Below are 22507 nucleotides of genomic sequence, written 5' to 3' on the forward strand. Positions count from 1 at the left end.
AAACTCCTAAAACCGTTGCTTTAAATCCAACAGATGAGGTCAAAGATTTATTTGAAAACGATGTAATATAATTTTGAAAAATAGATATCTTGAAAGATACTCTTTTTGAAAAATGCATGGTAAAATATTTAAAATCTGTATTTTTAAAAATCGAACATAACAAAAGGATTAGATTTTATGCGACAACTCTATTGACAAACACCGTTCTTAAGCAACTATAATATTTTGTTTTGTGAATAACTTGTTAAAAAAGTTACACTTGAGACTATTTTTGAGTAACAGAGCCCGTAGGGATTGTTAGCGACATGAGTCACAGCGTTAGCGAGTAGACGAATTTTATTATAACGAATAGGAAATTATATTCATCTTTAAATTGTGGATAAATATAAATTCCGTTGTGAGTTTCAAAAAAGTCTACATTGAAAATGTACAGAAGGAAGACTTTTTTATATAATAAGATTGTAGGAATATAGACTCAAGGGGTGATAAACATGAAAACAATCCAAAAAATAGATAATGGTAAAATAAAAGTACGAGATATAGGTATTATAGGAGCTATATTGATATTTATAACGCATGTATTTTCTGATTTTTTTATGATACCTATTTATATAATTGAAGAAATATTTTCTTTGAACTCGGATATAGCATTTTATACTGAAAGTATTGGTAGCCTGATAGTTAAAATTATAGTGGTTAAGTGGCTTTTAAAAATATATTCTAAAAAAGAAGATATAGAAGAACAAGAAAATATAAGTATTTCTAAAAAATACTTTGTATATACAATGCTTATAGTATTTTTATTTAGAGTAATATTTGATAATAGCATAGGTGTATTTGTGGATAAAGTACCAGTAAATGAGTCAATTGAAGAAGCCTTTAATGAATTATTTAAATACCCTATAATAGCTATGACGTCTATATGTATAGTAGCACCTATATATGAAGAAATAATTTATAGAGGAATAATACTTAAAGGACTTAGCATTAAGTACAATGATAAATTAGCTGTAATAGTATCGTCTCTTTTATTTGCTATAATGCATATGAATCTACATCAAGCAATTAATGCTTTTTTTCTTGGAGTTGTATTTGGTTATTTATATATAAAAACAAAGTCTTTATATATAACTATGTTTGCTCATTTTATAAACAATGGAATTGGTATAATAGTTTCAGGTATATTAACAGAATCTATTAAACTATCTAATAATGTAGCAGTTTTACAATCTATTATTACTATAGTTGGATCAATACTTATGTATAAGATTATTGTTTGGTTTAAAAAAAATGAAATAATATTGGACGAAGAATGTCAACCAAACTGCTAAAAAAATAATATGCATTTGAATGCATATTATTTTTTTGAGCATAAATCAACCAATTTTATAAAAAATATTATAAAATTAATGTATAATAACATATATGGGCTTTAACAATATTTTATGATTTATATTTCAATTATTAAGACAAAATAATATATAGAAATAAGATAACTATTGGAGGGTATTTATGATAAAAATTATAGCGGATTCAACTTGTGATTTATCTCAAGATTTAATAGATAAGTATGATATTGGGATAGCTCCATTGACGATTAATATAGATGGAAAGCTTTGTAGAGACAGAATAGATATAAAACCAGATGAATTTTATAGTATAATAGAGAATTTAAATGAAGAACCAACAACTGCTATGCCGAGTCCTTTGGAGTTTTTAAATATAATGAATGAAGCTGTATCAAATGGACATACACATATAATATGTATATGTATGTCAAGTGGTACAAGTGGATCTTATCAATCGGCAGTTATAGCTAAAGATTATTTTTATGATGAGAATAAAGACTCGAATGTTAAAATTCATATAGTTGATTCAAGGAGTATGAGTCATGGAAGTGGATGGTTAATTTTAAAGAGTGCTATGTTAAGAGAAAAAGGTATGAACTTTGAAGAAATAGTGAAATTTAATGAAACCTACAAAACAAATGTAAAGCACTTTTTATCAGTTGATGATTTAGACCACCTAATAAGAGGTGGAAGAATTTCAAGGTCAAGTGCTTTTATAGGTAAGATGTTAAAGATTAAACCTATAATGAGTATGAAGAAGGGAAAGGGAGCAATAGTAGCAAAAGAAAGAGGGCGTAAAAGAGTTTTAAAGCATTATGTAGATGAATTTATAAGTAGAAATGATGAAGAAATTACAGATTTTATAATAATAGGGTATACATCTGATATTAGTGTGGCTGAAAATTTGAAAAATAAGATAAATAAAGAAACTGATTTTAAGGGTGATATATATATTATGCAAATCGGAGTAGCTGTTGGAGCTCATGTTGGTCCTGGCGGTATATCTATGTTTTATGTAGAAAAAGGAAATAAAAAAGATAATCTTCTTATAAATGAAATGCAAGGTTTAATGGAGAAAAAAGCTGAGATAATGGAAAAAATTAAAAATGCAAAATTAAATTCTTAAAAAGTAGCTACCTAAATTTTATAAAAATGAAATTTAGGTAGTTACTTTTTGTTATTTATGTGGGGGGATAAAAAGTATCTATGAAAATACCGCAAATACAACGATATTTTGAATACAACTAAGCTTTTATCTTATTAACAATTCTAAAATTTACGAACTCCCTATGGTCAAACACGTAAATTTCTTAACGAATTATTAAACACATGAATTTAGTTATACAACCCAATTACCATTTTCAAATATTTGAATTTCTTTTCCATCATAAGTTAGACCAACTATATTCATATCCTCAGATCCTATCATAAAGTCTTCGTGTATTAATGAATCGTTAGCTCCAGCTTTTTTGAGTTCTTCAGGCGTCATTTCAGTACCATTTTTTATACATGTAGGATAAGGCATTCCAAATGCTAGATGGCAAGATGCATTTTCATCAAATAAAGTATTATAAAATACTATATTTGAATTTGATATAGGTGAGTCATAAGCAACTAAAGCTACTTCACCAATGAAAGATGCTCCCTCATCAGTTTCTAATAATTTTTTTAATGTTTCATGACCAACTTCAGCTTTAAAATCTATAACTTTACCTTTTTCAAAGGTCAAAGTAAAGTTATCTATTAAATTACCAGCATAGTTAAAAGGCTTAGTATTTTTAACAGTTCCATTTAGCCCTGTTTTAAGAGGCATTGTAAACACTTCTTCTGTTGGCAAGTTTGCTACAAAGTATGTTTTATTAGCATTGTATTCCCCGCCACCAGCCCATAAGTGGTCTTTTGGAAGATCTATAGTAAGGTCTGTTACACTTGACTTAAAGTGAAGTGATTTAAAGTTTTTATTATTTAAAAATTCAACTCTATCATTTAAGGTTTTTAAGTGATTATCCCAAGCCTTTACAGGATCATCCTTATCAATTCTAACTATTTTGAATATATTATCCCAAAGCTTTTGAACTGCCTCATCTTCTTGTGAATCAGAGAATACTTTTTTAGCCCAAGCTTTAGTTGGAATAGAAACTACGCACCAAGATATAGTACTGTTCATTATGTACTCTCTATAATTTTTTAGAGCAAGAGACCTTGCTTTATTAGCAGCTGCAATTCTCTTTGGATCTACATCCTTTAAAAGTTCTGGATTAGAAGCTGATATAGATATAACTGCAGCTCCATTTTTAGCTAATTCTTCAAGACCGTCAGCTTCCCATTTAGGAAACTCATTAAAGGCTTCATCTGGTGCATTTAAATATTTAATAAGAGCTAAATCTTCGTCGCTCCATCTTACATGAACATTTTTAGCTCCATTTTCATAAGCGCATTTAGCTACTATTTTAGTAAATTCAGCACACTCTATAGGAGAGTTTATTATAAGGGTTTGTCCGTTTTGAATATTAACACCAACTTTAACTGCCAATGAAGCATATTTTTTTAGATTATTATTAAAATTATCCATTTGATCACTCCTTTGTATAATTAAATATAAATTTCGCTACTTATTATTATTTAAATAATATAAATTAATTATACAGAAATGACCAAAAAAAGGGAATGAAAAATTCGTCTATATACCTTAAGCATAAAAAAATTCGTCTACTCGCTAGCGCGGTGACTCATGTCGCCAACGATCCTTACAGGCTCCGTTGCTCAAAAACATTCTCAAGTGCAGTTTTTCTATCAATGTTATCCACAAATTCAAAATCATATAATAACCTATAGCATAAAAAATGCTTATTATATGATTATAATAAGCATTAAAAGAATTATAGATAAAAATCGTGATTTTGAATTGTTTTATAATAAGTTCTATTTAACATTATCCAATTTTCACTTGAGTTTTTTGGATTGAAGAAGTAAAGACATGATGATACATTATTATGTCCTTTAAGTGCTTGTTTTGCAGCTTGAATACTAGAATTTGAAGGAGTATTATATATTTTACCATTAACAACTGGAGTATATTGAATTCCATATTTATTATCAAATATAACGTCTTTTATATTGTTTGGGAATAAGTCGCTATTTTTTCTATTTATTATAACATTAGCAACGGCCAGTTTTCCTTCGTAGGGTTCTCCTTGAGATTCAGCTTCTACTAATCTAGATAGCCAATATAAGTCTTCACTAGAGTTATTTTGGGTTTGAATATTTACTATATACTCATGTTTATCCCAGTCAACAGAACAGTCAAATGTTTCAGCCACAAATCGAATAGGTACGAATGTTCTTGAATTGTATATATTCACAGGTGCATCAAGATTTACAGAAGAGCCGTTTATAGTAGCTGTACTAGAATATATAGGCAATCTAATAATTTTGTCTTCATATTCTAATATAGCTTCTTGTGAACTTTGATTCCAAGATACATTTGCACCCAAATTTTCGGCTATAAATCTTATAGGAACAAAGGTACGCGAATTTTCTATATAAGGATATTGGTCTGTATAAACTAATTCATTGTCTACTTTGATAGATATCGTTTTTTGATTTTGTATAGGTTTAATTTTTATTAAGCTTCCAGAGTAAAGATTGTACTTGGATTGGTTGTTTAATGAAAGAATACTACCTACGTTGACATTATACTCTTTTGCAATAGAAGTATAGGTATCCCCGTTTTGAACTGTATGCATAAGATATGACTGAGAATAGGAAGTAGAATTACCTAGTATAAGAATAGCAAAAATTAAGCTAGATATTAGTTTTTTCATTATGAATTCCTCCTTTGTAAGTCATTCATAATTTTATCATTATAAGGAAAACGTATACAATGGAATAAAAATGGATAGTTAGGATAAGATTGTAAGATAAACAAATTGGAATCTATTTGTAGATATAGGGTATATAGTACATATATATCCTTATAAAATATGAAAATATAGGATAATATTAAAAAAAGTAACAGTTATAATTCTATGTTTTCTGTGAAACTAAAAAACAGATAGATTAAAAATCTATCTGTTTTTTGAAAATTATATTAAGCTACTTTTTTCTCTTCTTTAGCTGATGTTTCGTTATATGATTTGAACATCATTATTGTTGTGTATACAACAACAAATATTAATAACCATTTTAATACAGAAACGTTCATAGACTTAACTAAATAAGCAGCTATTACAACTCCTATTGGACCCATAATACTAACTCCTATTGAAGCTTTAGCAGAATGAGAATCTTCCTTTATAAATTTCATTCCTGCAAAAGGAAGCAATAATGCACAAGAACCCATCATTATAGGGAAGGCTGCTATTGGAGCCATACCTAACAAATAAACCATAGTCATACATGGAGCAAAAAGTCCTATACCTAAAGTATTTAAAGCTCCGAATACGAAGTTACCGATTAAAGCTATAATAAGTTTTGTGCCTACAACCCCTATAGGTACTCCTGTCATTCTTTTAAATGTCACCATTTGTTTTACGACTTTTCCATCTTTAACTTCTGATATTTGTGTGATTTCTTTTATTTTTAGATTAACAACGTTTTCATCTATTTTGATTCCTGATGTTTCTAGAATTTGCTTTATTTCTGAACTTACAGTTTCAGACATTTCTTTGATAACATCTCCATCTTTAACAACTTTGTTATCTTTAAGAACTTTTGATATTTTTAAACTTGAAGCTTGTGACATCTCTTTTGTTTCTTCTATTTCCATAGTTTTATAAACCAGTCCATTTTTAACTCCATCAAATGGTTCTGCTAATGATTTTCCACCAACAGGGAAAAGATTTAGTTGACCAGCAAGTAAAATTATAGCCATAGAGAAAAGTGCTATTCCCATTGCAAGTTGTATAGTTTTTTTTGGAAGTTTAGATATAAGTCCTGCGCCTATAACTGCACCTGCAAGAGCTGCAAATATCATAGAGAATAATGTTAAAGTATCAACTTTAACAGCTGCTATAAATATACAAGCTTGAAATAAAGTTGGAATTGTTGCACCAACATTTAATGTTCCAGGTAATTTTTCATCACTAACTAGATTAAAGTTTTTGAATAAAGATGTTTCTATAGCGAAACTACTAAGACCTAGAGTGTCAAAAAAGTTTGCTAAAGCTCCTATTAAACCTATCTTAATAAAGCTTTCTTCTTCTAATCTACCTTCTGCCTTTCTTTCCATATAAGCTTTAATAAGCATGAAAGTAAATGGTATTCCAGAAGCAATCATGATTCCTAAAAGTATTTTTGCCATTTAAAAAACTTCCTTTCATAATATAATAATGTGAAATAAATAGAAATTAGTCCATAAGCTTTATATAACTTTCATCAGTAAATAGTTATATAATTATCAATTATGCTGTGAACAAATTAGATTATATATTATTTTTAGATCTAAGTCTACTAAAAAAATAAGTATTTTATAAAAAAATCAATTTATCATTAAAATGGCTAAATTTCAATGGGGAAAACGATGTACTTGATGCGAGATACACTTGTTGCTGTGTTTTGAAATATTAAAAAATTACAAAAATAAATTAAATATAGAATTTTATAAAAAATACAAAAATGCAGAAAATGACGCTATAAATGAGAAAGGTATGTTAAAAAAATAACTAATATTATTTTGAAATTTGATATATAATTTAATATATAGTATCTAATGAGGAGGTGTTTATAATTTTTGATAAAAAATATAAAAAGTATATATCTAAAATAGATTTCAAGAAATTTAAAGCTGAGTTTATAAATTATAAAAATATATTAATTGATTATGTAAATAAAACATTGATTAAATTTAGGGAGATTACTTTAAATACAAATGGATTAGGAGTAAAGGATACAAGTATTAAACTTTATTATGAATTAAAGTTTAAGAATAATCTATTACTTGAACAAGGTAGAGATTATTTATTGTATACAATTAAAGATAAAGAATCAATCAACTGGAATTACAATATATTTAGCATTAAATATAACTTAAATATAGACAATAAAATGGCAGATTGTATAACAATAGTGTTTAAAAAAAATAACAATCTCAATATACAAGATATATTAAGTATTTCACAAAAGTTTTTGCCAAATGATATTATTCTTATATATAATAATAAAGAATATATAAAGCTTGACTTAAATGATAAAGGTAAAAAGATAAAATATAATATAAAGTATGAAAGTAAAAAATTAAGAAAAATTACAGGAAAAAGCAATATATTATTAGAGGTATATAAGGTTGTTGAGCCACTTTTATATAATGATGATAGCAGAGAACAGTTTATAAGAGTAAAAATTTCTAATTTAAATTTTTAAATTAGAAATTTTTACTCTTTACTTTATTGAGATGAAGTGGTAAAGTAATAAAGTGACAAAAATAGTTAGGGGAGGAAATTTAATTATGATTACGAATCCAGTTGTAATATCTGTCATATTAATGACAGTACTATGCCTTATAAGGCTTAATGTTATTTTATCTTTGATAATATCTGCTATTAGTGCAGGAATATTATCAGGAATTTCTATTGATGAAATTATGAATGTATTTATAAATGGAATGGGGGGGAATACAGAAACAGCTTTAAGCTATATTTTATTAGGTGCTTTAGCATGTGCTATTAATAAAACAGGGCTTGCAGATATATTAGCTAGAAAAATTGCTAAATTAATAAAAGGAAAATCTGTTTTATTAGTTATTTTAATAGCTGCTATAAGTATTTTTTCACAAAATCTTATACCTGTTCATATAGCATTTATACCTATATTAATACCACCATTATTAGGTGTTATGAATAATCTAAAAATAGATAGAAGAGCTGTTGCTTGTTCATTGACTTTTGGTCTTCAAATGCCGTATATGTGTATACCTGCTGGGTTTGGACTGATATTTCACAATATTATAAGAGATCAGATGAATGCCAATGGAATGAATGTTTATACTAATATGATATGGAAGGCTATGATTTTACCTGGAATAGGAATGGTTATAGGACTAGTAGTAGCAGTGTTTATAAGTTATAGAAAACCTAGAGAATATACATCTAAAGATATATGTGTAGATGAAATTGCGTGTAGCCTAGATGAGGGCATGAGTAAAAAACACTATGTTTCTATGATAGCAGCATTATCCGCTCTAATAGTACAGTTAAAATTGGGATCGCTTCCTTTAGGTGCTTTAGTTGGTATAATTATAATTGTATTATTTAGAGCTATAAAATGGAGAGACATAGATGATATTGTAAGTGGTGGTATAAAAACTATGGGATTTATAGCCTTTGTTATGTTAGTAGCATCAGGTTATGGAGCGGTTATTAGAGCAACAGGAGGAGTTGAAGCCTTAGTTCAATCGGGATCTATTCTTATGGGATCTAGCAAGTTAATAGCAGCAACAACTATGATTTTACTAGGTCTTATAATAACTATAGGAATAGGAACATCATTTGGAACTATACCTATAATAGCAGCTATATATGTGCCACTTGCATCTTCTATGGGATTTAGTTCTATGGCTACTATAATACTTATAGGAACAGCAGCAGCTCTTGGAGATGCCGGATCACCTGCATCAGATAGTACACTTGGACCAACTTCTGGTCTTAATGTAGATAATCAACACGATCACATATGGGATACTTGTGTTCCTACTTTTTTACACTATAATATCCCTCTTATTTTATTTGGAATCATGGGAGCTTTAATATTTTAATCATAAATCCTTAATTAAATAATATTATTTAATTAAGGATTTATCCGAAAGCTAAGAGTTCTAAGACTCCATCCTCTTCAGGTTGGAGTTGAGAACTCTACAGCTTCTGGATAAGTTCAACTAACCTTCAGATGGAGTTACAGACTCCACCTGAAGATAAGTTTCACTTGATTAGATTGGAAAGGAGTTTTTGTATGTTATCTCCAAGTCTTGAGGATTATTTAGAGGAAGTGTATAGACTTTCTTTGTATAATGAAGAAATTAGAATAAAAGATATAGCTGAGTGTTTAAACTTTTCTATGCCGTCTGTTGTTAAGGGATTAAAAAAATTAGATGAGCTTGGATATATAAGATACAAGCCCTATGAAAAAATAAAATTGTTAGATAAAGGAAATAAAAAAGGTAAGTTTTTAGTTGATAGAAATTATATACTAAAAGAATTTATAACTATAATAGGTGCTAAATGTGATATAGATCAAGAAGCAGAAGCTATGGAACATTATTTTAGCATAGAAACTATAAAATCTATAGAAAAATTGATAGTTGTCTTGAAAGAAAATGAAAATATAGTCAAGCAAATAAAGGATAAAAAAATAGATAGTGTATTAGATATATAGCCGCCCATTCAATGGGTGGTTATTTTTATATAGGATATGAGTAACCTAATTTATATCCATTCATATTATATTATGTACAAAAAATTAGCCGTGGCTAAGGAGGTGCGATATGCAAACAACACTTAAAGACCTAGATATAAACAAAAAGTGTATAGTTCTAAATCTTTTGAATCAAGGGATATCTAGAAGAAGAATGCTAGATTTAGGAATAATACCTGGAGCATCTATAGAGGTTATACGAAAAAGCCCTCTAGGTGAGCCTAAGCTTTATAAAATAAAGGGAGCACTTATAGCACTTAGGAAAGAAGAAACAGTTAATATATTAGTAAAAATTATTGAAAAGTAAAGGGGGGAATGATATGGGATGTAACTGCGATACTTGCAGTAAGTGCCAAGATAAAAATCAAATAGAAAATTTTGATATAAAAATAGATTCAAAAGAATTCTTTGTTATAGCACTTGCAGGAAATCCTAACGTAGGAAAAAGTACAGTATTTAATGCGTTAACTGGACTTAAGCAGCATACGGGGAATTGGCCTGGAAAAACTGTTACAAATGCTAGTGGAAGTTATATTCATAAAAATAAAAAATTTACACTAGTTGATTTGCCAGGGACTTACTCGCTTTTATCCAATTCGGTTGAAGAGGAAGTAGCTAGAGATTTTATATGTTTTGGAAAACCACATGCAACAATAGTAGTTGCTGATGCTACATGCTTTGAAAGGAATTTAAATCTTTTATTTCAAGTCATGGAGATTACTGATAACACGGTATTGTGCCTGAATTTATTGGATGAGGCAAAGAGAAAAGGAATATATATAGATATAGAAAAGTTAGAAGAGGAATTGGGTATACCTATAATTGGAACGTGTGCAAGAAAAAAAGAAGGATTAAATGAACTTGTTGATAAAGTCTACGATATAAGTCTTAATAAAGTAAAATATACTCCGAAGAAGATAAAATACTCAAATTTTATAGAAGAAAAGATACAAGATTTGATTCCAAAATTAGATAATATATTGGGAAAAGAAATTGATTTAAGATGGGTTGCTCTTAGAATATTGGAAGGGGATACTTCTATAATTAATTCTTTAAATAAGTATATCTATACAGGAAAAGAGGTGGATTGAATTATGCAGGATATACAAAAGTTATCTATGTTAATAAATGAATACAGTAAAGAAGAAAAACAAAATGTAAGAGATAATATTGTTTTTAGTATATATGAAGATGCGAAACAGTTATCTAATAAAGTAGTTAAAAAGGATGAATCAAAAATAGATATAGATAAAAAAATAGATAATATACTTACATCTAAAATTACTGGATATCCTATAATGTTTATATTATTAGGATTAATATTTTGGATTACTATAACTGGGGCTAACTACCCATCTAGTATGATAGCTAATTTTTTATTTGTAATAGAAGAAAAATTGACAGATATATTTATATCACTCAATGCTCCTAAGTGGTTACATGGAATATTAGTTCTTGGAATGTATAGAACCCTAGCGTGGGTTATAGCTGTCATGCTTCCTCCTATGGCAATATTCTTTCCATGCTTCACACTTCTTGAAGACTTAGGGTATTTACCTAGAGTTGCATTTAACTTAGATAGATTATTTAAAAAAGCAGGAGCACATGGAAAGCAATCTCTTACGATGAGTATGGGATTTGGGTGCAATGCAGCTGGAATTATAGCCTGCAGAATAATAGAATCTCCAAGAGAAAGATTAATAGCAATGATTACAAATAACTTTGTACCATGTAATGGAAGATTCCCAACTCTTATAGCTGTAGCATCTATATTTGTAGGTGGATATTTTTCAAGTAGTTACAAAAGCTTGACTGCATCATTTTTTGTTGCAGGGCTAGTACTGATTGGAATAATAATGACATTAATAGTATCCTGGGGACTAAGTAAAACACTACTTAAGGGAGTGCCATCTTCGTTTACATTAGAACTTCCACCTTATAGAAGACCACAATTTATTAGAGTAATATATACATCTATAATAGATAGAACAATATTCGTATTGTTAAGAGCAATGGCAGTTGCAGCACCTGCTGGTATTGTAATATGGATACTTGCTAATATAACAATAAAAGATGCAAGTATACTAACTCATATGGCACAATGTCTAGATCCATTTGCAAAATTAATAGGTCTTGATGGGTTTATATTAATGGCATTCATTTTAGGACTTCCAGCTAATGAGATAGTAATACCTATATTAATAATGGCATACATGTCAAAAGGTGCGATGCTTGAACTTGATACTTTGAGTAGTATGAAAAATTTATTCATACAAAATGGATGGACATTTATTACTGCGCTTAATGTTATGTTATTTTCACTTCTTCACTTTCCTTGTGCAACAACACTAATTACTATAAAAAAAGAAAGTGGAAGTTATAAATGGATGTTAATATCGGCATTTCTGCCTACTTTAATAGCGGTAATAGTATGCTTTATAACAAAACAAATAAGTATTCTGATATAATCAATTAGCCACCTAGATTTTGTTTGTAAAGAATCTAGGTGGTTAATTTTATACATTACATGTAAGAAAAGACCTTTTAATTGAAAAAATTTTCTGATATATTAAATAATAAAATCTTAAGACCGATAAATAATGAAGAATATATTGGCGGAATTTTTTGAATATTACAATAATATTGAATTTTATGGAAAATTATAATAAAAACTAAGGAGTGATCAAAATGAAGGTGCTATTTACTTACGATTATGGCGAAGAAAAAATGAATGAAATTAAGAAATTGGGGTATGAAATTGTATATATGAATGAAAAAGAAATTTATAATAATCAAAATATAAATGACATAGATGTTCTTGTTTGTTATAATCCTTTTGAAAAAATTGATATGGACAAGTTTACAAAACTAAAACTAATTCAGTTATCAAGCATAGGAGTAGATCAAGCCCCCATTGATTACATAAAAAGAAACAATATAATCTTATCCAATAATAAAGGAGGATATAGCATACCTATTGGAGAGTGGATAATACTAAAAATACTTGAAATATATAAAAATAGTTTATACTTCTATAAAAACCAAGAAAATAGAGATTGGAAGATAAATACGAATTTATTAGAACTATATAATAAAAATGTAGGATTTATAGGAACTGGAACTATAGCTATTGAAGCAGCTAAGAGGCTTCAAGGCTTTGGTGTTAATATATATGGACTTAATACAAAGGGACGAAGTGTAGAGTATTTTGATAAATGCTTTTCTGTTAATGATATGGATGAATTTTTATTAGAATGTGATATTCTTGTAGTATCTATACCATATACAAAAGAAACCCACCATTTGATAGATGCTAAAGTTATAGATAAGATGAAAGATGGATGTGTTCTAATAAATATAGCAAGAGGAAGTATAATAAATGAGATAGATTTAATAGAAAAAATAAAACAAGGTAAGTTCTTAGGTGTAGCATTAGATGTATTTGAGCAAGAACCTCTAGAAAAAGAAAGCCCTCTATGGGATTTAGACAATGTTATACTTACTCCTCATAATTGCTGGATATCAGAAAACAGAAATAATAGAAGATTTGAAGTAATATATGAAAATTTAAAAAAAATTAAAAATAAAGAAGAATTAATAAATTTAGTTAATTTAAGTAAGGGATACTAAAACTTTACAAAGACATTTTCAGCAAAAAAATTGACAGGAAACTACTCAAAATGATAAAATTTTTATAAATAAACGAACGATTTGAATTTCAAATTAAATTCAATTTTAAAAACGTAAATGGGAGGGCTTATGAATAAAAAGATTGGAATTAAGGAAAAGTTAATATCTCTTATTTTATTACTTGTAATAATACCTATGTTAATTCTAGGTATTTCTACTAAGGTTAAAACTTCTAAAATAGTAAATAGCAATTTTGCAAAAAATACCCAGGCATTAAATAAACAAATAGCATATACAGTTAAAAATTATTTTTCGAAATATGGAAGAGGAGCCAATCTATTAGGTCAAAATATTAATTTTAAAGATATAGCTACTAATCCAGAACATGAACCATATTTATATGATTTGCTAAAAGCATATAAAGAAAGTAGTCCGGAAATACTTCATATATATATGGGGACTGAACAAGGAAATATGAAAATATATCCAAGTGTAGATTTGCCGGAGGGTTATGACCCTAGGGAAAGAGGTTGGTATCAATCAGTAAAGGAAAAACAGTCTGAAAATATTTCAAATCCATATCAGGATGCTGCTGCTGGAGGTCTTGTTGTAACATACTCTGTACCTGTATATGACCTTAATAATAATTTTACAGGAGTTATAGGTGTTGATTTACCTATAAAAGAATTGAATGATGAGATATCTTCTATAAAAATAGGTGAAAAAGGATATCCTTATATACTAGATTCACAAGGAAACTTTATAGTTCATAAAAATGAAAATCTTATAGGTAAGGAAATACCAGTTAAAGAAATCAAAGAAGCTCTAATAAATGAATCTGATATAGCATATTATGAATGGGAAGAAAATGGAAAAATATACTCTAAGTTTTCTGTATTAACTAGAATGCCTGATTTAGGATGGACTATACTTTCATCTACGTACTTAGATGAAGTGGATGAAGACGTTAACTCTATACTTTTATTTATTGCGATAGTTGGAATAGGGACAATAATAGTGGCATCTATAATAGGTTATATATTTACAAATAAAATAACTAATCCTATAAAATCTATAGTTGAAGCTATGAAAAAGGTTAGAAATGGAGATTTTACAGTTAAAACTAATATTAAATCTAGCGATGAAATAGGAGTATTGGCACAAAATTTTAATGATATGATAGAAAATGTCGAAAATCTTTTAGTAGATGCAAAAGAAGTTTCTAAAGAGGTTTCAGATGCATCCACTAATTTAGCAGCTGTATCAGAAGAAACTAGTGCATCTGCTGAAGAAATAGCAAGAACTGTTGAAGAAATAGCCTCTGGAGCTACTAATCAAGCTCAAGATGCTGAAGAGGGAGTTCGACTTATATCAAGACTTAATCAGAAATTTGTGGAGTTAAGTGACAATAGTAAGAATATGTTGGAAACTACATCTCAAATATCTGATGTGAATGAAATTGGTATAAAATCAGTTCATGAATTAAAGGAAAGTAACAATTTAAATAATGACTCTATATCTAAAGTAGAATATGCTATAAATCAGCTTAGTGAAAAATCAAATCATATAGAGGGGATATTATTAACTATAAACTCTATAGCAGAACAAACCAATTTATTAGCTCTTAATGCATCTATTGAAGCTGCTCGTGCAGGTGAGGCTGGTAAAGGATTTGCGGTTGTAGCTGATGAAATAAGAAAGCTTGCAGAAGGATCTGGTAAAGCTACTAATGAAATTAAGGAAATAGTAGATGCTATTCAACAAGAAAGTGCTAATACAGTGAACATTATGAAAGAAGTGAAAGATGTATCCTTTAATCAGACTAAGTCTGTTGAAGATGTTAATGAATCATTTAATAAAATATCAACTTCTATAGATGCTATTACTATGAGTATAGAAGCTGTAAGTGAACATATAAATGATGTAATGAATGATAAAAATTCAATTGTAGAATCTATAGAAAATATATCAGCTGTATCAGAGGAAACAGCAGCTGGGTCAGAAGAGGTAACTGCTTCTGTTCAACAACAGTCTATGGCTATTGAAGAGGTTGCAAAGAGTGCACAAAATCTTAATGAATTATCATTAAAGTTAAATAGTCAAATATCAAAATTTAATATCAGATAATATATTGACCCTTAGTATTGTTTATATGCTAAGGGTCAAATTATGATATAATATAGAGTGAAATTTTGATAAGAGGGGGATTTTTTATGGCACTTGTTGAAGTTACTATAGTTCCGCTTGGAAGTGAGAGCACAAGTCTTAGTTCATATGTAGCTGATGTACACAAGGTACTTGAAAAGGAAAAAGATTTAAAACACATGTTAACTCCTATGGGAACAATAATAGAAGGAGAATTAGATTTAATACTTAAAACTATAAAACAAATGCATGAGAGTGTATTTGAAAATGGAGCTATGAGGGTTTCTACTAGTATTAAAATAGACGATAGAAGAGATAAAGTTGGAACTATGAAACAAAAAATAGAATCTGTTGAGAATAAATTAAAATAATATATCCTTAAATTAGGATATATTTTTTTATTGTGTGAAAGTTATAAGTTTTATAATCTGAAAATATAGAAAATTAAGGGAAAATGAATTATAATGACATATAAGGTGGTTTTTTACAAAAAAATGAATGGGGGATTTATTATGAAAACAATAAAAAATAAACTAGTAAGCATTTTTGTAGCAATAGTAATAGTTCCTATAGTTTTATTAGGTTTTTTATCATATTCTAAATCAAAGGATATACTAGAAAATGAATTAAAAATAAACAATCTTAATATATTGAAAGAAGTAAATAAGTTGTATTTAGAAAATTTCTTAGATGGTATCGAAACGGACGTTCAAGCATTAACTGAAAGAATTAATACTAATGAAATATTTGTAAATAAAGAATATGATGAAATTGTATTTAAAGAGTGGGAGTTGTATAGGAATATTAACCCATATGTAGAATATATTTATGTAGGTACTAGGTATAATCAGATGTTAACTAATCCTGTATATGAAATACCAGAAAATTATAAATGCATAGATAGACCGTGGTACATAACAGGTATAAAGAATTTAGGTAAACCTGCATGGACTAAGGCTTATAATGAAGCATCATCAAATGCTGCAAGAGTATCTGCTACTAAAGCATTAAAAGATAGTAATGGAAATGATATAGGAGTTTTTTCTATGGATATTAGTTTAAATGTACTGACAGAAGTAATTGATAAGCTTAATCTTGGAAAAAATGCAAATGTATTTATTATTAATAATGAGGGAACTGTTTTAACTCACACAAATAAAGAAAAAATCAATGAAAATTTAAGTGGTGAAATATGGATAAAAGATATATTGGAAAATAATGAGGGTTCAAATCTAAAAAACATTGATAATAATTATTACTATGTATGTCATGTGACAGTGAAGAATACAGAATGGAAGCTGGTTGCACTTATACCAAGGGAACAATTATCAGCAAAAGTAGCTTCTATTAAAAATATAACTTTATTAATAGGAATTATTTGTACAATAATTTCAATAATAATAGGTATGCTAATTTCCAATAGAGGCTTTACAAAGCCTATTATTTTCTTACGAGATGCTTCAAGAAAATTAGCAAATGGTAATTTAAATCTGGATATGAATTTAAATTATACTAAAAGAAAAGATGAGATAGGAGATTTAGCAAAATCAATTGAAATGATAGGAGATAATTTTAAAATAATTATAGATCAAATATCAAGTAATTCTCAGAACGTTGAATCTTCAGTAAATAAATTAGAAATAACAAGCCAACAATCAGTAGTAGCTGCAGATGAAGTTGCCAAAACAATACAAGAGATTGCAAATGGAGCAAATGAACAAGCAAAGGATACTGAAGAGGCTGTTTGGAATATTAATGAATTGGGATTATTGATAGAAGATAACAAAAATAAGCTGGATGAGTTAAACGAATCTACTAATAAGGTTATAGAATTAAAAGAAGAAGGTATTCAAAATATACAAGAGTTAGTTAAAAAAACACAAATTAACAAAGAGTCAGCACAAGAAATAAAAGGTGTAATTGTTAATGTAAATGAAAGTTAAGAAAATATATATCAAGCTAGCCAAATGATTAAGAATATTTCTGATCAAACGAATTTATTAGCACTTAATGCAGCAATTGAAGCGGCTAGAGCTGGAGAATCAGGAAAAGGGTTTGCAGTTGTAGCAGATGAAATTAGAAAGCTAGCAGAGCAATCAGATAAGTTCACAGAAGAGATATCAAGTATTATTGAAGAATTAAAAAATGAAACAGAAAATGCTGTTAACACTGTTGAAGGAATAACTAAAGTAGTTAATGAGCAAACTCAGAGCGTAGAAGATACTAAGATAAAATTTGAAGGAATCTCAGCATCCATAGAAAAAACACAAGATGATATATATAACTTAAATAAATCAGGAAAAATAATGGAAAATAAGAAAAATAATATTATAAGTATTATTGAAAGTTTGTCAGCTATCTCAGAAGAAAATGCATCTGGAACAGAGCAAGCAACAGCCTCAGTTGAAGAACAGATGGCTTCAATGGAGCAAATAGCTAGTTCAAGTGAAGAATTATCAAAATTAGCAAATGAGATGAACAATAGTATAAAAAAATTTGAATATTAATAGTATGGAAATATTTTATAATTAATATTAGATAATGTCTATGAAAATAATAAATTGCATCAATTATATTTTCGTAGACATTTTTACTGTATAAGAATTATAAAATTAAGGCTTGCATAACAAAATACTATAAAATATAATCAAATAATATTGAAGTATTGAGGGGGGAGAATGTGAAAGAGGTTTTAGATAAGAAGAAACTGGATAACTACCTTATGATAATAGCGACTGTATTTTGGTCAGGTGCATTTATTGCAGGTAAATTTTCGGTATCTGAGTTTCCGGTGTTTTCACTGACATTTTTTAGATTTTTATTTGCAGTTATTGCAATATTTCTAATTATGATTAAAAAAGGTGAGAATTATAAGATTGAAAAAGAAGATATATTTTTATTTGTACAATTAGGTATAATAGGTATGGTTGGATATCATATATTTTTCTTCTTAGCCCTTAAATATACTACTGCTATAAATTCTTCATTAATAGCAGCAACAAATCCTATAATAACTACTATTTTAGCAGCTGTATTTTTAAAAGAAAATATAAAACCAAAGAATATAATATCGATATTAGTATCATTTTTAGGAGTAACTCTTATAATAACAAATGGAAATTTAAAATTATTATCTGATTTTAAGTTCAATATAGGTGATGTATTGATGATAATTGCAGTTGTATGTTGGGCTACATATGCTGTGATGTCCAAGAAAGCACTTAAAAAGTATAAGCCGATGGTAGTTACAAGTTATAGTTTCTTGGTATGTGTAATATCTCTAATTCCATTCGTTATAATGGAAAAACCTTGGATTTATATTCCAAATACTAGTATAAAAGGATGGATTTCAGTTATTTATATGTCTATATTTGCATCTGTAATAGGATATTCAATACAACAAGTATCTATAAAGAAAATAGGCGCTAGTAAAACATCTTTATATGTAAATTTAGTGCCAGTATTTTCTATGATATTAGCGTACTTTATATTGGGAGAGAGTATAAGTATTATAAAACTAGTATCAGCTATGCTTATAATAACAGGAGTGTTATTGAACACAGGTATTAATATAAGAAAAGCAGAAAAAGGAAATGAACAGAAAAACTGATTATTTACTAAATAATCAGTTTTTTGCTCTGTTGACTACAATAAGTATTATAGTACTATATTCAAGATGATAATAAATTGTATAATTATATAGTAATAGTTATAGATTACGATAATAGTAAATTATAAAGAGAAGAAGGTGAAATTATGAATATTAAGGGTAGAATTGAAGAATTAAGAAAGCTTATTGAGCATCATAATGATAAATATTATAATCAAGATGATCCAGAAATTAGTGATTATGAATATGATAAACTTACACGAGAGTTAAGAGAACTTGAACGAGAACATCCTGAATTGGTAACAGAAAATTCTCCAAGTAAAAAGGTAGGAGGAGCAGTAAAGCGTGAACTTAGAAAAGCACAACATGATGTTCCTGTTATTAGCTTACAAGATGTATTCTCAAAAGAAGAAGTATATAGTTTTGTAAACAAAATGAGAGAAGGATTATTAAACCCAAGTTTTGTAGTCGAAAAAAAAATAGATGGCTTATCTGTTGTATTAAGATATCATAATGGTGTATTAACAGAGGGAATAACAAGAGGGGATGGATATACAGGAGAGTCAGTTTTTGAAAATCTTCTGGAGATAGATAGTATTCCAAAATCTATTCCAACTAAGCTAGAGTACTTAGAAGTTCGTGGTGAAGTTTATATGTCTAGTAAGAACTTTGAATCAATAAATAAAAAACAAGAAGAATTAGGCAAGAAGCTTTTTGCTAATCCAAGAAACTGTGCAGCAGGAACACTTAGACAATTAGATCCTAGTATTGTTAAGGAAAGAAATCTTGATATTTTTATTTTTAACCTTGAAATATCACAAGGAAAAGAATTTAGTTCACATTCAGAAACATTAGAGTGGTTAAAACAACAAGGATTTATTGTTACTCCAGAGTATCAAGTTTGTAATAGTGCAGAAGAAGTTTGGAAAGTTATATCAAAGATTGGTAAAGAAAGATGGAAGTTACCATTTGATATAGATGGAGCTGTTGTAAAAATAGATAATTTAAATGATAGAGAATTACTAGGAATGACAAGTAAGGTACCTAGATGGGCTACAGCTTATAAATATCCTCCGGAGCAAAAGAAAACAACTGTAGAAGATATTAATATTCAAGTAGGCAGGACTGGTAGATTAACACCTTTAGCAGTATTAAAGCCAGTGAGACTTGCAGGAACAACAGTAGGAAAGGCTACATTACATAATCAAGATTTTATTGATGAAAAAGATATAAGAATTGGTGATACAGTACTTGTTCAAAAAGCTGGAGACATTATACCAGAAGTTATTGAGGTTGTAAGGGATAAACGACCTGATAATATACAAAAATATGTATTACCTGATAAATGTCCTATTTGTGATGCAAAAACAGAAAGAGAAAAAGATGGAGCTCATACTCACTGTACAAACCCTGATTGTGCAGCTAAATCTGTAAGAGGGATTATTTATTTTGTTTCTAAAGATGCTATGAATATTGCAGGATTTGGACCAAGTTCTGTTCAAGCACTTATTGATAATAATTATATTAAAGATGTATCAGATATTTACCATCTAACGCCTTATCGTGATGAATTAATAGAAAAAGGTGTTGTTGGTAAGCAAAAATCAGTAGATAAACTACTTAAAGCAATTGAAAAATCAAAGGAAAATGATATTGATAGATTAATTACTGGATTTGGTATTAGAAATCTTGGAAAACAATCTGCACGAGTATTAGCAACAAATTTTGAAGATATGGATGCTGTTATTAATGCTACTTATGACCAATTAATTGTATTACCTGATTTTGGAGATACAGTAGTACAAGATATACTCAATTATTTCAGACAAGAAAAAATTCATATAATACTTGAAAAATTAAAAGAAGCTGGAGTAAATATGAAGTCTAAATCTAATGAAAGTAAAAAAGATGATAGATTTGAGGGAAAAACATTCGTTTTAACAGGAACATTACCAACCCTAACAAGATCTCAAGCATCAGAAATTATACAAAGTTATGGTGGTAAAGTAAGTGGCTCGGTAAGCAAAAAAACATCATATGTTCTTGCTGGTGAAGAAGCTGGAAGTAAATTAACAAAAGCACAAAACTTAGGGGTTTCAATTATATCTGAAGAAGAATTTAAAGAACTTGCAAAATAAATAATATATTAAATTAATTAGGGCTGTCTCAAAATAGAAAGCGATTTCTAGAGCGAGACAGCCTTTTACTGATACTTTATGATTATTTTTAAAGTGATTATTGACTTTAACCCAAGGCTAAGGTTTATACTTTTAATTGAAAGGATATTGTGGAGGTGAAGAAATGAATCAAAAATATAGTATAAACCAAATAGCAAAAATATTAAATATCTCAACAAATAAACTAAGATTTTATGAAAAAAAAGGATTAATTAATCCAATAAGAGATGATAATAATAATTATCGTTATTATACTCAAGAAGATTTGGTTAAAATTCATATGATATTAATGTATAGAGCATTAAATTTAACTATAAAGGATATAAAAAACTTAATGGAAAATTGCACTAAGAACAATATAATAAATCATTTTTATAATCAATGGGAAGTAATTAATGATGAAATCCAAAAAATGAGATTAATAAAAACATCAATTGAAGATATAATGGACTCAATATATGAATCAGATGAACAAAATTATACTACCAATATAATAAAATCTGCTAAAAAACTTAGTAAAATACAAAAAATAAAAGAGAATTGGGAGGATAGATGGAATTTTGACAGTTGGGCTAAAACTTATGATCAAGCAATAAAAGAAGATACGGGAAAATTAAAAATTTATAAAAATTATGAAAAAATATTAGATGAGGTTTTTAAAAAAGTTACAGAAAATATGAAAAATGATATAAAAGTATTAGAAATAGGAGTAGGGACAGGAAATCTAGCTAAAAGATTTTTAGATAAGGATTACAATATTGTTGGAGTAGATCAATCTAGAAAAATGCTGAATATTGCTAAAGAAAAATTTCCAAAATTAAAATTGAGACTCGGAGAGTTCTTAAAACTTCCTTTTGAAAATAATAAATTTGATTGCATTGTATCAAGTTATGCACTACATCATTTAAATGATATAGAAAAAAACGTTGCAATAGAAGAGATGTTAAGGGTACTCAAGGAAGATGGAAAAATAGTAATGGGAGATTTAATGTTTGAAAATGAAAGGAGTAGGAAAGAAATTTTAGCTAACTTTACAGAAGAACAGGTTGCTGAAGTTAAAGATGAATATTATTCGAGTATAGAATTTCTAAAAAATGAGTTTGGAAAGCATAGTAAAAAAGTTGATTATACTAAAATTGATCAATTAAACTATATAGTTCAAGTTTACTAAGGATAAATATATCCTATTT

The 22507-nt window shown here is 28.1% G+C and carries 18 protein-coding genes and 1 pseudogene; 16 read left to right on the forward strand and 3 right to left on the reverse strand.

Annotated features, from left to right (window positions below; translation table 11 throughout):
• Positions 1-491 precede the first annotated feature (491 nt).
• Positions 492-1331: a CPBP family intramembrane glutamic endopeptidase gene (locus N4A48_RS11555; RefSeq protein ID WP_293666182.1), complete on the forward strand. Its 840-nt coding sequence runs from the start codon at positions 492-494 to the stop codon at positions 1329-1331.
• Between the two features lie 181 nt (positions 1332-1512).
• The gene (locus tag N4A48_RS11560) at positions 1513-2475 is read left to right on the forward strand and encodes a DegV family protein (protein ID WP_293666183.1); all 963 of its coding nucleotides are present in this window, start codon (positions 1513-1515) and stop codon (positions 2473-2475) included.
• A gap of 213 nt (positions 2476-2688) precedes the next feature.
• On the opposite strand, the gene N4A48_RS11565 is transcribed toward N4A48_RS11560, so the two are convergent.
• From N4A48_RS11565 to N4A48_RS11575, 3 genes are all read right to left on the reverse strand, one after another.
• Entirely contained in the window at positions 2689-3921 is a 1233-nt protein-coding gene (locus tag N4A48_RS11565; RefSeq protein WP_293666184.1) for an aminopeptidase, read from the reverse strand.
• A gap of 307 nt (positions 3922-4228) precedes the next feature.
• Positions 4229-5173 carry a stalk domain-containing protein gene (locus tag N4A48_RS11570; protein WP_293666186.1) on the reverse strand — a complete coding sequence of 315 codons (945 nt, stop codon included), beginning with the start codon at positions 5171-5173 and terminating at the stop codon, positions 4229-4231.
• A gap of 266 nt (positions 5174-5439) precedes the next feature.
• Positions 5440-6651 carry a sulfite exporter TauE/SafE family protein gene (locus N4A48_RS11575; RefSeq protein ID WP_293666188.1) on the reverse strand — a complete coding sequence of 404 codons (1212 nt, stop codon included), beginning with the start codon at positions 6649-6651 and terminating at the stop codon, positions 5440-5442.
• Between the two features lie 416 nt (positions 6652-7067).
• On the opposite strand from N4A48_RS11575, the gene N4A48_RS11580 reads away from it, so the two are divergent.
• From N4A48_RS11580 to N4A48_RS11645, 14 genes and pseudogenes are all read left to right on the forward strand, one after another.
• Positions 7068-7709: a hypothetical protein gene (locus N4A48_RS11580; protein WP_293666189.1), complete on the forward strand. Its 642-nt coding sequence runs from the start codon at positions 7068-7070 to the stop codon at positions 7707-7709.
• Between the two features lie 85 nt (positions 7710-7794).
• Positions 7795-9099: a Na+/H+ antiporter family protein gene (locus tag N4A48_RS11585; RefSeq protein ID WP_330665114.1), complete on the forward strand. Its 1305-nt coding sequence runs from the start codon at positions 7795-7797 to the stop codon at positions 9097-9099.
• 194 nt (positions 9100-9293) lie between these two features.
• Positions 9294-9716: a metal-dependent transcriptional regulator gene (locus tag N4A48_RS11590; RefSeq protein WP_293666190.1), complete on the forward strand. Its 423-nt coding sequence runs from the start codon at positions 9294-9296 to the stop codon at positions 9714-9716.
• 109 nt (positions 9717-9825) lie between these two features.
• Positions 9826-10062: a FeoA family protein gene (locus tag N4A48_RS11595; protein WP_293666191.1), complete on the forward strand. Its 237-nt coding sequence runs from the start codon at positions 9826-9828 to the stop codon at positions 10060-10062.
• Positions 10063-10075: 13 nt separating this feature from the next.
• Positions 10076-10846 carry a FeoB small GTPase domain-containing protein gene (locus N4A48_RS11600; protein WP_293666192.1) on the forward strand — a complete coding sequence of 257 codons (771 nt, stop codon included), beginning with the start codon at positions 10076-10078 and terminating at the stop codon, positions 10844-10846.
• Between the two features lie 3 nt (positions 10847-10849).
• Positions 10850-12223 carry a nucleoside recognition domain-containing protein gene (locus tag N4A48_RS11605; RefSeq protein ID WP_293666194.1) on the forward strand — a complete coding sequence of 458 codons (1374 nt, stop codon included), beginning with the start codon at positions 10850-10852 and terminating at the stop codon, positions 12221-12223.
• Between the two features lie 220 nt (positions 12224-12443).
• Positions 12444-13385 (forward strand): phosphoglycerate dehydrogenase, encoded by a 942-nt coding sequence (locus N4A48_RS11610; protein ID WP_330665115.1) that lies wholly within the window; start codon positions 12444-12446, stop codon positions 13383-13385.
• Between the two features lie 129 nt (positions 13386-13514).
• Positions 13515-15512 (forward strand): methyl-accepting chemotaxis protein, encoded by a 1998-nt coding sequence (locus N4A48_RS11615; protein WP_293666196.1) that lies wholly within the window; start codon positions 13515-13517, stop codon positions 15510-15512.
• An 86-nt stretch (positions 15513-15598) separates the two neighbouring features.
• A complete protein-coding gene (locus N4A48_RS11620) occupies positions 15599-15901 on the forward strand; it encodes an MTH1187 family thiamine-binding protein (protein WP_293666198.1) in 303 nt (100 codons plus the stop codon).
• A gap of 141 nt (positions 15902-16042) precedes the next feature.
• On the forward strand, positions 16043-17473 hold the full coding sequence (locus N4A48_RS11625; protein ID WP_293666199.1) for a methyl-accepting chemotaxis protein: 1431 nt from the start codon (positions 16043-16045) through the stop codon (positions 17471-17473).
• Between the two features lie 27 nt (positions 17474-17500).
• Positions 17501-18037, forward strand: a pseudogene (locus N4A48_RS11630) (methyl-accepting chemotaxis protein); the annotation flags it as partial.
• 173 nt (positions 18038-18210) lie between these two features.
• On the forward strand, positions 18211-19140 hold the full coding sequence (locus N4A48_RS11635) for a DMT family transporter (RefSeq protein WP_293666201.1): 930 nt from the start codon (positions 18211-18213) through the stop codon (positions 19138-19140).
• A 146-nt stretch (positions 19141-19286) separates the two neighbouring features.
• Positions 19287-21278, forward strand: coding sequence for an NAD-dependent DNA ligase LigA (gene ligA, locus N4A48_RS11640; protein ID WP_293666203.1), 1992 nt, complete (start codon positions 19287-19289; stop codon positions 21276-21278).
• Positions 21279-21441: 163 nt separating this feature from the next.
• Entirely contained in the window at positions 21442-22488 is a 1047-nt protein-coding gene (locus N4A48_RS11645; RefSeq protein WP_293666204.1) for a MerR family transcriptional regulator, read from the forward strand.
• The last annotated feature ends 19 nt before the right edge of the window (positions 22489-22507 follow it).

Source organism: Tepidibacter sp. (assembly GCF_025210165.1).
Taxonomy (GTDB): domain Bacteria; phylum Bacillota; class Clostridia; order Peptostreptococcales; family Peptostreptococcaceae; genus Tepidibacter_A.

Coding starts and splice junctions, on each gene's coding strand:
- N4A48_RS11605 (WP_293666194.1), top strand. CDS start 10,850: ATGCAGGATATACAAAAGTTATCTATGTTAATAAATGAATACAGTAAA.
- N4A48_RS11595 (WP_293666191.1), top strand. CDS start 9,826: ATGCAAACAACACTTAAAGACCTAGATATAAACAAAAAGTGTATAGTT.
- N4A48_RS11625 (WP_293666199.1), top strand. CDS start 16,043: ATGAAAACAATAAAAAATAAACTAGTAAGCATTTTTGTAGCAATAGTA.
- N4A48_RS11570 (WP_293666186.1), bottom strand. CDS start 5,173: ATGAAAAAACTAATATCTAGCTTAATTTTTGCTATTCTTATACTAGGT.
- N4A48_RS11585 (WP_330665114.1), top strand. CDS start 7,795: ATGATTACGAATCCAGTTGTAATATCTGTCATATTAATGACAGTACTA.
- N4A48_RS11610 (WP_330665115.1), top strand. CDS start 12,444: ATGAAGGTGCTATTTACTTACGATTATGGCGAAGAAAAAATGAATGAA.
- N4A48_RS11565 (WP_293666184.1), bottom strand. CDS start 3,921: ATGGATAATTTTAATAATAATCTAAAAAAATATGCTTCATTGGCAGTT.
- N4A48_RS11615 (WP_293666196.1), top strand. CDS start 13,515: ATGAATAAAAAGATTGGAATTAAGGAAAAGTTAATATCTCTTATTTTA.
- N4A48_RS11600 (WP_293666192.1), top strand. CDS start 10,076: ATGGGATGTAACTGCGATACTTGCAGTAAGTGCCAAGATAAAAATCAA.
- N4A48_RS11620 (WP_293666198.1), top strand. CDS start 15,599: ATGGCACTTGTTGAAGTTACTATAGTTCCGCTTGGAAGTGAGAGCACA.
- ligA (WP_293666203.1), top strand. CDS start 19,287: ATGAATATTAAGGGTAGAATTGAAGAATTAAGAAAGCTTATTGAGCAT.
- N4A48_RS11645 (WP_293666204.1), top strand. CDS start 21,442: ATGAATCAAAAATATAGTATAAACCAAATAGCAAAAATATTAAATATC.
- N4A48_RS11590 (WP_293666190.1), top strand. CDS start 9,294: ATGTTATCTCCAAGTCTTGAGGATTATTTAGAGGAAGTGTATAGACTT.
- N4A48_RS11555 (WP_293666182.1), top strand. CDS start 492: ATGAAAACAATCCAAAAAATAGATAATGGTAAAATAAAAGTACGAGAT.
- N4A48_RS11575 (WP_293666188.1), bottom strand. CDS start 6,651: ATGGCAAAAATACTTTTAGGAATCATGATTGCTTCTGGAATACCATTT.
- N4A48_RS11560 (WP_293666183.1), top strand. CDS start 1,513: ATGATAAAAATTATAGCGGATTCAACTTGTGATTTATCTCAAGATTTA.